Here is a 13,695-nt window from a genome sequence, read left to right as displayed (position 1 = left end):
CTTACTGGCTTGCCCAGACAATCCGCGCCAGCCATTCGACCTCGGCCACCGGAATGTGCCTGTTCGGATGTTCGGGATTGAGCGAAAGCAGGTCGACAGCCTTGGTGTTGCGGTGTTCGAGCACCTTGGCCATGACTTCTCCCGAAACCGTCTTCAACACCACGCGGTCGCCCTTGCGTACCGTGGCGCCCGGCTCGACGATCAGCACATCGCCATCGCGGTAAAGCGGCAGCATGGAATCGCCCTGCACCTGCAACGCATAGGAGTTTTCCGTGGAACGCGATGGAAGCTCGATCAGCTCATGCCCCTGCCCGGTCGGGAACCCGGCATCGTCGAAGAAGCCGCCAGCACCTGCCTGCGCAAAACCGAGCAACGGGATTTTCGAAGTTTGGGCGGAAGCATGTTGAGGCTTTTCTTCCAGCAGCCGCATGAACTCCTGCATCGAGGAATTGGTGGCGTCCATGATCTTGGCCAGCGATTCGGTCGACGGCCAGCGCGGCCTGCCATCAGATGACGCCCGCTTCGATTTGTTGAAAGCCGTCGAATCCAGCCCGGCGCGCTTGGCAAGCCCGGATGCGGAGAGAGAATGAAGAGCAGCCAGCGCATCGATCGCGGCCCAAACCCGGCTATGCGAGAGCATTCATTGCTCCATTCCAAAGAGGAAAAAATACCTTTTTATGTTTAAACGTGTGGGATTCGGATGTCTAGGGGGATTTGGTGCTGGGAGGTGTGGGGGTGCGTGCTTCGACAGGCTCAGCATGAGGGAGGTGGGCGCTTGGGTGCGTCCTTCGAGGCTCGTTTCACTCGCACCTCAGGATGAGGGAGGTAGTGGATTTCAGGAAATAAACCTGAACCACCAACGTCCATATTTTAAGTAGCAAGTGCGCCCACTTCCCTCATCCTGAGGTGCGAACGCAGTGAGCCTCGAAGGACGCACCTAAGCGCCCCTCATGCTGAGCCTGTCGAAGCACGCACAACCTACCCCTAGCGCTTCGCAATCTCCCGCAAGCCCGAATGTGATTCCATGAAGATGCGCTCCGCCTCGCTTGGCTCACGCGGATGCGCCACGACACCCAGCGCATCCAGCACATCGGACATTTCGAGGAACTTCTTGTTCCGGGTGTCGTAAAGCCCGGCAGTCGTCAGAACGATTGCCGCGACGCGCCCGTCTTCCAGCACGAATTTGTGCCGCCCGATGACCTGCGAGCCGTCCCAGGTCTCGATGCTCGAAACCACGTCGAATTTCTTCCACAGCCGGATCTCGCGCACGAAGACGGCTTGCAGGCCGCCGAGCATCGGTGCCCACTTATTCTTCCGGGCAATTTCGATCAGGCCGGTGCGGTAGAAAATATCGATGCGGCCGATGTCGGCCAGCATCATGTAGCGCGCATTGTTGAGGTGCACGTTGGAATCGATGTCGGTCGGCAGGCATCGAAACGACAGGCGGCTTTCATCACCGACCATATACGGGCCGCGGCGAGAAGACGTCGCCACGACCCTTAGAAGACGCGCCCAGACATACATGCGGTTTCTCGAAAGCGGCCTCAGGCCGCCTTCTTCGCCTCGCGCTTGCCGTATGGATCGAAACGCTCGTAGAAGGTTTCGCCCTTGGCGGCCATGTCGATGAGAAGCTTGGGCGCCTTGAATTCCGCGCCGTATTTCTTCTGAAGCGACTTGGCGATTTTCACAAACTTGTCCGCGCCAATGCCATCGATGTAGGACAAAGCACCGCCCGTATAGGGCGCAAAACCGAAGGCGAGGATCGAGCCGACATCGGCTTCGCGCGGATCGGTGACGATGCCCTCCTCCATGACGCGGGCCGCTTCCAGCGCAATCACCACGAGGAAGCGCTGCTTGAGTTCCTCATAGTCGATCTTGTCGGCATCGAGCTGCGGGTAAAAATCCTTGAGGCCCGGCCACAGGCTCTTTTTCGCGGGCTTGGCCGGATAATCGTAAAAACCCTTGCCGTTCTTGCGGCCGAAGCGGCCATGCTTGTCGACCATGGTGTTGATCAAATCCATCTGCTTTGGATCGACGGCCTTGTCGCCAAGATCGCGGATGGTCTGCTTCATGATCTTCTGCGCCAGATCGACGGCTGTCTCATCCGTCAAAGCGAGCGGGCCGACCGGCATTCCGGCTGCCTTGGCGGCATTTTCCACCATAGGTGCAGGTACGCCCTCGATCAGCATCTTGTAGGCTTCCGACATGTAACGAAGCACGCAGCGATTGACGTAGAAGCCGCGCGTGTCGTTGACGACGATCGGCGTTTTCTTGATGGCGCGGACATAGTCGATCGCCACCGCGAGCGCCTTGTCGCCGGTCTTCTTGCCCAGAATGATCTCGACCAGCAGCATCTTGTCGACGGGCGAGAAGAAGTGGATGCCGATGAAATTTTTCGGGCGGATCGAGTTCTTCGACAGTCCGGTGATCGGAATGGTCGACGTGTTGGAGGCGAAGATTGCGGCAGGTTTCAGCACCGCTTCGGCCTGTTCCGTCGCAGCTTTCTTGACCTCGGAATCCTCGAACACGGCCTCGACGACGAGATCGCAGCCGTCCAGATCCGCATAGTCGGCGGTCGGCGTGATCAGCGACAGAAGACGGTCCTTGTCTTCCGCGCTGGCGCGGCCCTTCTTGACCTGCTCGGCGATAAGATTTTCCGAATGGGCCTTGCCCTTGGTAGCGAATTCCAGATCGCGGTCGAGCAGCACGACGGGAATGCCCGCCTTGGCCGTGACATAGGCAATGCCCGCGCCCATGAAGCCCGCACCGAGCACGCCGATCTTCTTGAACTTCGTTTCGGCAATGCCTTCGGGACGACGCGCGCCCTTGTTCAGTTCCTGTAGGGACACGAACAGCGAGCGGATCATCATCGCCGCTTCGGTCGTCTGCATGATTTCGGTGAAATAGCGCTGCTCGATCTTCAGGCCCGTATCGAAGGGAATCAGCAGACCTTCATAAACGCATTTCAGGATCGCGGTTGCGGCGGGATAATTGCCGTAGGTTTCGCGGCGCAGAATAGCGATTGCCGGTGGCCAGAGGTTTGCACCGGCTGCGGAATAGACCGGACCGCCGGGTGCCTTGAAGCCTTTTTCGTCCCAGGGCTGGACCGGCTTCAGGCCATTCTTGATAAGGCCCTTTGCAGTCTCGATCAGCTTTGCGGGTTCGGCGACTTCATGGACGAGGCCCATGCCCTTCGCCTTCTTGGCGGAAAGGTTTTGGCCCGACGTCAGCATCTGCAGGGCTTCCTGCGTGTTGGCCAGACGCGGAACGCGCTGCGTGCCGCCAGCACCGGGGAAGATGCCGACCTTCACTTCAGGAAGCGCCATCTTGACCTTGTCGCCATCGGCCGCCACCCGGCCATGGCAGGCCAGCGACATTTCGAAAGCGCCGCCCATGCAGGTGCCGTTGATCGCCGAAACCCACGGCTTGCCGGAGGTTTCGATCTTGCGGAAAAGCGCGCTCATGCGACCGGCATTGTCGAACAGAAGCTGGACTGCCGCCTGCGGGTCCTTCGCCTTCTTTTCGTGGAATAGCGTCAGCATACGCTTGAGCATGGTGAGGTCCGCGCCGCCGGAGAAGGTCTCCTTGCCGGACGTGATGACGGCACCCTTTACGGACGCGTCGGTCACCACCTGATCGACGATCTTGTCAAGCTCGTCCATCACCTCCTCGGTGAAGACGTTCATGGATTTTTCAGGCATGTCCCATGTTACGAGGGCGATGCCGTCGGCGTCGGTTTTGACGGTGAAATTTGTGTAGTCGGCCATTGGAGAGTTCCTCCTTGAAGTCTGTTGCGTCAGCGAAAAACCGCGACGGTGAAACTGTGGTCTTCTCCCCGTTCACGGGGAGAGGATGCCGGCAGGCAGGTGAGGGGCGGAACTGACCTTGCAAACTTTGACGCCGCCCCTCATCCGACCCTTCGGGCCACCTTCTCCCCGCACGCGGGGAGAAGAAAGAGGCGCTACACCCGTTCGATGATCGTGGCCGTGCCCATGCCAGCGCCGATGCAAAGCGTGACGAGCGCGGTGTTCAGATTGCGCCGTTCAAGCTCGTCCAGCACGGTGCCGAAGATCATCGCGCCGGTGGCACCCAGCGGATGGCCCATGGCAATCGCGCCGCCATTGACATTGATCTTGTCATGCGGAATGTCGAATGCCTGCATGTAGCGCAGCACGACCGAGGCGAAGGCCTCGTTGAGCTCGAACAGATCGATGTCCGAAATCTTCATCTTGGCGCGCTTGAGCAGCTTTTCCGTCACATCGACTGGGCCGGTCAGCATCAGCACAGGTTCCGAACCGATATTGGCAAAAGCGCGGATGCGCGCGCGCGGCTTCATGCCGAGCGATTTGCCAGCCTTCTTGGAACCGAGCAGAACTGCCGCCGCACCATCGACGATGCCGGACGAATTGCCCGCATGATGGACGTGGTTCACCGCTTCGATTTCGGGATGCTTTTGCACCGCGACCGCATCGAAACCGCCCATTTCACCGGGCATGACGAAGGACGGATTGAGCGCGGCAAGCGACTGCATGTCGGTGGTCGGGCGCATATGTTCGTCGCGGTCGAGAATGGTCAGGCCGTTCTGGTCCTTCACCGGCACGACCGAATTCTTGAAGTATCCCTTTTCCCAGGACTTGCCTGCGCGCTTCTGGCTCTCGACGGCGTAAGCATCGACATCGTCGCGGCTGAAACCGTATTTGGTGGCGATCAGATCGGCCGAAATGCCCTGCGGCACGAACCAGCCCGGAAAACCAACTGACGGGTCCATGAACCACGCGCCGCCCGACATGCCCATGCCAACGCGCGACATGGATTCGACGCCACCCGCGATGACGATTTCGTCTGCGCCCTGCGCGATCTTGGCCGCGCCGAAATTGATGGCATCCAAGCCCGATGCGCAGAAGCGCGAAATCTGCATGCCGGGAGCGGCATTGTCATAGCCAGCCTCGAAGGCTGCCGAGCGCGGGATGACCGAGCCTGCCTCGCCGACCGGATCGACGCAGCCGAAGATGATGTCGTCTACCGTGCCGGTGTCCAGATCGTTACGGTCGCGCAGCGCTTCGAGCACCTTTGCGCCAAGCCGGACGGCAGGCACTTCGTGAAGCGCGCCATCCTTCTTGCCGCGTCCGCGCGGCGTGCGCACCGCGTCGTAGACAAAAGCGTCGGCCATGTTTCTTCTCCCTGTTTTTCCGGTCGTCGCGTCAGACTGGCGACCGGCAGTTTAATTTCGTGCGGGGTCGTTTCGGGCGATAGATGAGTTTTAGAACGCGTCCGCCGAAAGCGCCATCATCGTGTCCGCGCCGGTCGAAATGCGGGCCAGATGGGCCGACGTTTCGGGCATCACGCGTTCCATGAAATAGCGGCCGGTGACGAGCTTGGTTTCAAGGAAATCCGCCGAACCATTTGCGCCTTCGGTGATCTTGCCCTGCGCCGTCTTGGCCATCCTTGCCCACATGTAGCCGAGCGCGACGAGGCCGAAGAGGTGCATGTAGTCGGTCGATGCAGCGCCTGCATTATCCGGCTTCTGCATGGCGTTCTGCATCAGCCACATGGTCGCCGCCTGCAGATCGTTCAGGCCTTTTTTCAGCGATTTGGTGAATGGTGCGAGCTTTTCGTCGGAACGGTTTTCCTCGCAGAATTCGCCGACTTCCTTGAAGAAAGCCTGCACTGCGCGGCCACCGTTCAGCGCCAGCTTGCGGCCGACGAGATCGAGCGCCTGAATGCCGTTGGCGCCTTCATAGATCATGGCGATGCGTGCATCGCGCACGAACTGGCTCATGCCGTGTTCTTCGATATAGCCGTGGCCGCCGAACACCTGCTGCGCCATGACAGCGTGATCGAAACCCTTGTCGGTCAGCACGCCCTTGACGATCGGCGTCAACAGGCTGAGCAGATCGTCGGCTTCCTGACGCTCCTTGTCATCGGCAGAGCGATGCGCGATGTCTGAGGAAAGTGCGGTCCACAAAAGCAGCGCGCGGCCGGCCTCGTTGAACGACTTCATGGTCATCAGCGAGCGGCGGATGTCGGGGTGCACGATGATCGGATCGGCCTTCTTGTCCGGCGCCTTCGCACCCGAAAGCGAGCGACCCTGAATACGCTCTTTCGCGTAGTCGACCGCGTTCTGGTAAGCGACTTCCGAGATCGCCAGACCCTGCAGGCCGACGCCCAGACGCGCTTCGTTCATCATCGTGAACATGGCTTTCAACCCGCCATTTTCAGCACCCAGCAGATAGCCGGTCGCCTCGTCGTAATTCATGACGCAGGTCGAATTGCCGTGGATGCCCATCTTCTCTTCGATGGAACCGCAGGACACGCCGTTGCGCGTCCCCGGATTGCCGGCATCGTCGAGATTGAACTTCGGCACGATGAAAAGCGAAATACCCTTCACGCCTTCCGGCGCACCTTCGATGCGAGCCAGAACGAGATGGACGATGTTGTCGGAAAGATCATGCTCGCCAGCGGAGATGAAAATCTTCTGGCCGGAAATCTTGTAGCTGCCATCGCCATTCGGCACGGCCTTGCTGCGCAGCAGGCCGAGATCGGTTCCGCAATGCGGCTCGGTCAAATTCATCGTGCCGGTCCACGTACCTTCGACCATCTTCGGCAGCCAGGTGGTCTTCTGCTCATCCGAGCCGTGGACGAGAAGCGCTGCAATCGCGCCCTGCGTCAGACCCGGATACATGATAAGCGACATGTTGGCCGAGGACATATACTCGCCGACAGCCGAATGGATTATGTAAGGCAGGTTCTGCCCGCCATATTCCTCAGGGACCGAAAGGCCGATCCAGCCGCCTTCGCGATATTGCTCATAGGCCTGCCGGAAGCTTTTCGGCGTCGTTACCGATCCATCGTCGTTGCGCACGCAACCTTCGAGATCACCGGCACGGTTGGTCGGCTGGAGAACGTTTTCCGCAAGCTTCGCGCCTTCGGCGAGAATTGCTTCCAGAACGTCTCCGCCGGCATCCGAAAAGCCGGGAAGATTGCTGTGACGCTCATAGCCCAGAACATCGTTGAGAATGAAAAGGGTGTCCTGAACAGGGGCGCGATAGATCGGCATGCATGTTCCTCCAAACACATGGGAAATCGGCCCTCGGAATGAAGGCCACATCCGCTTGCGAGACGTCTTAGCAAAAGTTGACGTTTGCGTAAACGTCAATTTAGTGCGTGCGTCGATTTTTCACCAGAGCACACTGACGATTTCTTCAAAATCAGAGATTGAAACTTGGCGCAGACGCGCAATGCGTCAACCACGCGACGCGCAAACAAAAAGGCCAGCCGCGTGAACGGCTGGCCTTCGAAGACGAAATATTTGAGAGATCAGTTCGCAGCGCTTGCCTTTGCCGGTGCCGCAGATGCCAGCATTTCGCGCACGGTGGACATTGCCTGGTCCAGTTCGGAGATGGCGTCCTCGATCACCAGCTTCTGCTTTTCAAGGCGGGCACGCTGCTTCTCGGATTTTTCGAGCGTCAGGCGAAGCTGCTTGGAATTGCTGCCGGTCGGATCGTAAAGATCGATCATCTGCTTTACTTCGCGCAGCGAGAAACCGACCTTGCGGCCGAGCAGGATGAGTTTCAGCCGAGCCCGGTCCTTGCGGGTATAGAGACGGGTGCTGCCGTCGCGCTTGGGATTGAGCAGGCCCTTGTCTTCGTAGAAACGAAGGGTGCGCAGCGTCACTCCATAGTTCTTGGCCATTTCGCCGATACGGGCAAAATCGTCATCATTGATTGCGTGGGTTTCATTGGAATTGGCCGCGGTTCCGCTGCCTACGGTTTGGGTCATCATCATGTTCTTGTATCCCCGTCGCGGCGTCAAATGTCAAAACGCCAGATCGGAAGCTTGGGGCTTCGCTTGCCGATCAAGGTTTAAGGAAGTGAGGAAATGGACGCATCGCCCTGCGTGCCCTTCCATCGAAGCCAGCGATATAATCGTGGCCGCTATATGTTGCAAGCGGCAAAAATCGCACTTTTTGACGCGTTTCGAGATCAAACCTTTGCGAGATTTTAAGTTTGGTTAACACCTTGTTTACCACGATTGGTCAAAGGTGCGTGCGTCAGTCTCCCGTGTTTGTCCAGTAACTGAGTCTCGCGGTCTTCGAAGAAGGGGCAACCCTGAGCAGGCGGACGGCAAGCCCAAGGGCGCGTTGTTCCAAAAGAGAATTCTGGGGCACCGGCGCCAGCCGGAACAGGAAAACGGGCGTTTCGATGAACAGCAAGCGATCCTATCTCGATACACTGAACGCAGGGCGTCAACGGCGCCCGCACTCGACGCTAGACCAGCTCAACAGATCGCTGGAAGAGCTCGAACAGCGCATTGGCCGGTCGAGAACCGAAACGCCTTACGAGGCCCCACGTGCTGCGCCGCGCCAGACGCAGAGCGCACGAAACATCTTTGAAGAAGAGCGCCTTCGCCAGCGCAGGCCTGCCGCAAACCCGCGTGTTTCGGATGCCGCCTACCATTCGCTCGCGCATGACATCGACCGCGTACGCGCACAGGAAAACGGCGTTGCCGAATTCGGCAAGATCGCCAGCGAATTAAAGGGCCTTCGCGAAGAACTGCGCGGCCAGTTGACCTCCGGTGTGAAGCGCGAATTCGATACGCTTCGCAAGGAAATGGCGGATACCTATTCCGGCGGCGTCAGCATGAAGGATTGCAGCGAGCTCGGCGTTGAGTTCGAACGTCTTTCGGGCGCAATTGCCAATCTTTCCGAACGCAGCGACGACAAGAGCATCGGCCTTCTGCGGCTCGAAGTCGAACAGGTGCGCAATGCACTTTCGACGCTTGCACGCGAGGAGACGCTGCGCTCCGTCGATCAGCGCTGGGATGATTTCGACCGGCGCTGGACGGATTTCGAAAGCCGCGTGACCGCACCTGCAAGCCCTGCATCCGATCCGGCCATCGAAGCTTTGACCGAGCGGCTGGAGCATATCAGCGCTGCCGTGAACAATCTGCCGGAATCGCTTTCGCTGCGCACGCTGGAAGAAAAGGTCCGGACGCTCTCCGGCGCGGTCGATCATTTCGTAGGCCAGGAAGCAAATCGCGGCTCCGACACATTCAACCTGATCGAGGAACGCCTCGATGAAATCTCGCGCGCCATTCTGGCTTCCAGCGTTGCAGCGCAGATCCCGAATTTCGACCCGGAGCCATTCCAGCGCATCGAGGCACGCATCGGTTCGCTGGCGCTTCAGATCGAGGAAGTGGCGGGCAGGCAAGCACCTCAGGCGCTCGATGCAGAGCCTATCTTTCGCGGTATCGAGCAGCGCTTCGACATTCTCTCGGACGTAATCGAGCGCCGTCAGGGCGACGCTATGGAACAGAGCAGTGTTCTGTTTCGCGATCTCGAGCGCAGGCTCGAAGACGTCGCAGACCGCCTCGACCGCAACAATGCTGAAAAGTCGCTCGACAATTCCAGCATCATGGACGCCATCGACGCCCGCTTCGCGGCTCTTGCGACGCGCCTCGAAACGCATGGCAGGGACGAATCCAACGGGGCGATCAGAGCGCTCGAAACGCGGCTTGAGGAAATCTCGGCGCGCATCGACAATTCTGCCAGCCAGTTTTCCGGCATCGATTCCAGCCTGATCAAGAGCCTTGAATCGCAGGTCGCCGGTCTTTCGGCCCATCTCTCGCAGCCGGGCGCTCCATTGCCCGAATTCGAAGACATCAGCCCGCGCCTCAGCGACATCGAAAAATCCATCGCCGAAAGCCGCGACAGCATTATGGAGGCTGCACGCTCTGCCGCCGAAAACGCCGTGCGCTCGCTGGCCATTCCGGCCAATGACGGCGCTTTGGCAGAAGATCTGAAAGCACTCGAGACGCTTACGCGCCGCTCCGACGAGCGCAACGCCAAGACGTTCGAGGCCATCCACGACACGCTTCTCAAGATCGTCGACCGTCTCGGTTCGCTCGAAACCCACGAGCCGGAATTGCCGGCGCTGGCCTTCGCGAACCGCGAAGCCGTTAAAAACGTTCCGTCGCTCGACCTGAACGACGCACTGCCGCTTTCGGCAGAAACGCCGTCCGTGTTCCAGGAAGAACGTCCGGTTCGCACGCCAGCGGAGGCAGCGGCTGCGGCCGCAATGGCAGCGATGGACTCCGACGTTACCGAAGAACAGGAAGGCAGCCGCAAGGCCAAGTCGCTGTTCGGCGGTCTTGCCCGCGCCTTTGCATCGCGCAAAAACGCTCCGCAGGCACAGCGTACGGAACCGACGACAAGCGCTTCGGCTCCCGAAGTCGCGCCGGCCGTCGATCTCGATGAACCGCTGAGCGCAAAATCGGCCAATCGTCCGCTGGAACCCGGTTCGGGCGCACCGGACTTGAACGCAATCCTGCGCCGCGTGCGTGATGAGCGTGGCCAGGCAAGCCGTGCCAACGAGATCGACGCAGGCAAGTCAGATTTTATCGCAGCCGCACGCCGCGCAGCGCAGGCCGCCGCCGCAGAGGCCGAAGTCCTCAAGCAGCAGTCCGGCGTAAAGGGTCCGGTTCGCGCGCTTCGCGTCGGCGACATTCTCAAGAAGCGTCGCAAGACGGTTCTGATGGCAACCACCGCCGTCGCACTCAGCATTGCCGGTCTGCAGCTTGGCAGCGCCTTTATGAGCGAGCCTGCGCAGAGCGTGCAGCTCGAAGACCAGACCACCGACACGTCGATGGATCTGTCCGCCACATCCGAAGTCACAAGCGACGCACCCGAAATTCAGGCTGCAAGCCCCGCGCCTGCAATCGAAAGCCCGATCCAGACGGCAGCAATCCAGCCGGATATCGACACGCCGGACCTTCCCGTCCAGCCTGCCGCACCTGCCATGGAAAAAGCAGAGACGCCTTCTCCCATCGTCGTGCCTGCAAATGCCGGTCCGGAGCCACTGCGCGAGGCAGCGCAGGCGGGCGATGCGAAGGCAATGTTCGAGGTCGCGACGAATTACGCAGAAGGCCGCGGCATGAACGCCAATATGGCGGAAGCCGCAAAATGGTACGAGCAGGCAGCCGAACTCGGCTTCGCGCCCGCCCAGTATCGCATCGGCAATCTTTACGAAAAAGGATTGGGCGTCGAACGCGACATCGCGAAATCCAAGACCTGGTACCAGCTTGCCGCAAATCAGGGCAATGCCAGCGCCATGCACAATCTGGCCGTGCTTTTCGCCATGGGTGCGGACGGCGTAACCGACAATGATTCGGCCACGCGCTGGTTCATCGAGGCCGCCGATCTCGGCGTGAAGGACAGCCAGTTCAATCTGGGCATCCTTGCCGCCAAGGGCGTCGGCATGCCGCAGAGCCTGGAGGAATCCTACAAATGGTTCGGCCTCGTCGCCAAGACCGGCGACAAGGATGCGACCGCAAAGCGTGACGAGATCGCCACATCGCTTCGCCCCGAACAGCTCGAGCGCGCCCGCGCCTCCGTCGAATTGTGGAAAGCCAAGCCGCTCAACGCCGAAGCGAACACGGTCGAGATCCCGGAATCCTGGCAGTCGATCGATCCGACGCCGACCGCCGGCATCGACGTGAAAAAGGCGATGCAGAACATCCAGACCTATCTGAACAAGAACGGCTATGACGCCGGCAAGCCGGACGGCCTGGCCGGGCAGAAGACAAAGGCTGCAATCGCCCAGTTCCAGAAAGACAACGACATGCCAGCCACCGGCGAGATCGACGAAAAGTTCGTACGGGCGCTGATTGCGCGCAATTAATTGCCGTTAGATCGCCATGCGTCCTTTCGGACGCACAAAGGACGATCTGAATATTTGATGGAGCGCGGGAATAATCCGAAAACCGGATTCCGCTTTTCCGTCCGACGCTCTGGTGTCGTTTCCGGAATGCCGCAGGCGAAAGCCGCGTGTTAACTATTTGACTTGTTTTTCGTTTCAGCAGGCCGCGGCATTTGACACTGCCGCAATGTCGGCGCAAGAACGACCTAATTCTGCAACATCCGTTTCCGACAAGAGACGGGAACCTTCGCAATACGAACTAGCTGATCGAGACCACGGGTGGGGATCTATCTCCCGATAGCGGAAATGTCCGTGAACGTCCTTGTACTGCTTGCCATGGGGGCGGCGGTAGGGTTCCTCTCGGGTCTTTTCGGCGTTGGCGGCGGCTTTCTCATCACCCCGCTTCTGATCTTCTATAACATTCCCCCCGCCATCGCAGTCGCCACTGGCGCGAACCAGGTCATCGCCTCCTCTTTTTCCGGCGCCCTGGCGCATTTGAAACGCAGGACGATCGACTTCAAGCTGGGCACCGTGCTGCTTGCCGGCGGTATCGTCGGCTCGACGGGCGGCGTCTATGTGTTCTCGCTGCTGCGCAGCATCGGCCAGCTCGACCTGTTCATTTCGCTGCTCTATGTCGTTCTGCTCGGCACTGTCGGCGGGCTTATGCTCGTCGAAAGCGTCAACGCTTTGCGGCGCAGCAAGGGCGGCCCGCCGCCTTCCCTGAAAAAACCCGGCCAGCACAATTGGATTCACCGCCTGCCGCTGAAAATGCGGTTTCGCACCTCGAAGCTTTTCGTCAGCGTCATTCCCGTTCTGGGCATCGGTGCTGCCATCGGCTTCCTGTCGTCGATCATGGGTGTCGGCGGCGGCTTCATCATGGTGCCAGCGCTCATCTATCTCCTGAAGGTGCCGACCAATGTTGTCGTCGGAACGTCGCTGTTCCAGATCATTGTCGTGTCCGCCTACACGACGATCGTACACGCCTCCACGAACCATACGGTCGATATCATCCTGGCCATCGTGCTGATGATCGGCGGCGTGGCGGGCGCGCAATATGGCGCGAAGGCAGGTCAGCGCCTGCGCGGCGAACAGTTGCGTGCATTGCTTGGGCTTCTGGTTCTGGCGGTGGCTCTCAGGCTGGCATTCGACCTGTTTATCCAGCCTTCGAACCTCTATTCGCTGACCGGTCTCGAAGGGCAGAGCCAATGAGGGCGGCGCCCGCAATCTTCGCGGCAGCAATGCTCTGGGCGGGCGCGGCCACGGCGCAAGAGCCCGATGTCAGGCAGGAAAACATCCAGATCGGGCTTTCGACCGACCGCGTTTCCATCACCGCCGATTTTTCGGGTGCCGACCTCACCATTTTCGGAGCGCTCGAAAATGTCGATCCGCTGATAAACCGGCAGGGCCGCTACGACGTCATCGTCGTGCTGGAAGGCCCGGCGCGGCCCGTGGTCGTGCGGCGCAAGAGCCGCGTGCTCGGCATGTGGATCAACACGGATTCCGAAACATTCGTCAACGTGCCGGTGTCCTATTCCGTATCGACCACGCGCATGCCACAGGACGTGACCGATCCGAATTCATACAAACGTCTGTCGCTGGGCGCCGACTATCTGCACATCGAACCGATGGACCGTTCCGGCAATCCAACAACCATTGCCGAATTCAAGGCGGCCTTGCGTGATCGAAAGAAAGCCACCGGCGTCTACACCGAGCGCATCGGCGGCGTGCACTTCCTGTCGCAGAACCTGTTTCGCGCCACGGTGGCACTGGCACCCAACATTCCAGTCGGCACGCACAAGGCCCGCGCCTTCCTGTTCCGCAACGGCCTGTTCGTGAAGGAAACCTCGGCACAGCTCGCAATCGTGAAATCCGGTTTCGAGCAGACGATCTATCGCCTGGCAAACAACCACTCGATTTTCTACGGCTTCTTTGCCGTCGGGCTGGCCATGCTTACGGGCTGGATCGGGCGGATCGTGTTCAAGAAGGATTGAGGCGGTTT

At 59.7% G+C, this 13,695-nt stretch carries 9 protein-coding genes; 3 read left to right on the top strand and 6 right to left on the bottom strand.

Annotation, left to right across the window (positions count from 1 at the left end; translation table 11 throughout):
* Position 1 precedes the first annotated feature (1 nt).
* From ABFT80_RS18165 to ABFT80_RS18140, 6 genes are all read right to left on the bottom strand, one after another.
* Positions 2 to 640, bottom strand: a complete 639-nt coding sequence (locus tag ABFT80_RS18165) for a S24 family peptidase (protein ID WP_347973331.1) — start codon at positions 638 to 640, stop codon at positions 2 to 4.
* 344 nt (positions 641 to 984) lie between these two features.
* A complete protein-coding gene (locus ABFT80_RS18160; RefSeq protein WP_347973330.1) occupies positions 985 to 1,524 on the bottom strand; it encodes a thioesterase family protein in 540 nt (179 codons plus the stop codon).
* A 20-nt stretch (positions 1,525 to 1,544) separates the two neighbouring features.
* Positions 1,545 to 3,767, bottom strand: coding sequence for a 3-hydroxyacyl-CoA dehydrogenase NAD-binding domain-containing protein (locus ABFT80_RS18155; RefSeq protein ID WP_347973329.1), 2,223 nt, complete (start codon positions 3,765 to 3,767; stop codon positions 1,545 to 1,547).
* Positions 3,768 to 3,961: 194 nt separating this feature from the next.
* A complete protein-coding gene (locus tag ABFT80_RS18150) occupies positions 3,962 to 5,170 on the bottom strand; it encodes an acetyl-CoA C-acetyltransferase (protein WP_347973328.1) in 1,209 nt (402 codons plus the stop codon).
* 90 nt (positions 5,171 to 5,260) lie between these two features.
* Entirely contained in the window at positions 5,261 to 7,057 is a 1,797-nt protein-coding gene (locus ABFT80_RS18145) for an acyl-CoA dehydrogenase C-terminal domain-containing protein (RefSeq protein ID WP_347973327.1), read from the bottom strand.
* A 260-nt stretch (positions 7,058 to 7,317) separates the two neighbouring features.
* Complete coding sequence (locus tag ABFT80_RS18140; RefSeq protein ID WP_347973389.1) at positions 7,318 to 7,782, bottom strand: MerR family transcriptional regulator; 465 nt, start codon at positions 7,780 to 7,782, stop codon at positions 7,318 to 7,320.
* Between the two features lie 419 nt (positions 7,783 to 8,201).
* On the opposite strand from ABFT80_RS18140, the gene ABFT80_RS18135 reads away from it, so the two are divergent.
* The 3 genes from ABFT80_RS18135 to ABFT80_RS18125 all read left to right on the top strand — a co-directional run bounded on the left by ABFT80_RS18135 (position 8,202) and on the right by ABFT80_RS18125 (position 13,687).
* Complete coding sequence (locus ABFT80_RS18135; RefSeq protein WP_347973326.1) at positions 8,202 to 11,678, top strand: peptidoglycan-binding protein; 3,477 nt, start codon at positions 8,202 to 8,204, stop codon at positions 11,676 to 11,678.
* A 297-nt stretch (positions 11,679 to 11,975) separates the two neighbouring features.
* Positions 11,976 to 12,905 (top strand): sulfite exporter TauE/SafE family protein, encoded by a 930-nt coding sequence (locus ABFT80_RS18130; RefSeq protein ID WP_347973325.1) that lies wholly within the window; start codon positions 11,976 to 11,978, stop codon positions 12,903 to 12,905.
* Positions 12,902 to 13,687: a TIGR02186 family protein gene (locus tag ABFT80_RS18125; protein WP_347973324.1), complete on the top strand. Its 786-nt coding sequence runs from the start codon at positions 12,902 to 12,904 to the stop codon at positions 13,685 to 13,687. The genes ABFT80_RS18130 and ABFT80_RS18125 overlap by 4 nt, the downstream gene beginning before the upstream one ends.
* Positions 13,688 to 13,695: the final 8 nt, after the last annotated feature.

The organism is Foliimonas ilicis (assembly GCF_039939195.1).
Classification (GTDB): Bacteria; Pseudomonadota; Alphaproteobacteria; order Rhizobiales; family Rhizobiaceae; genus Foliimonas; species Foliimonas ilicis.
The sequence above is the reverse complement of the archived record's forward strand: the minus strand, read 5'-3'. Positions and strand labels throughout refer to the sequence as shown.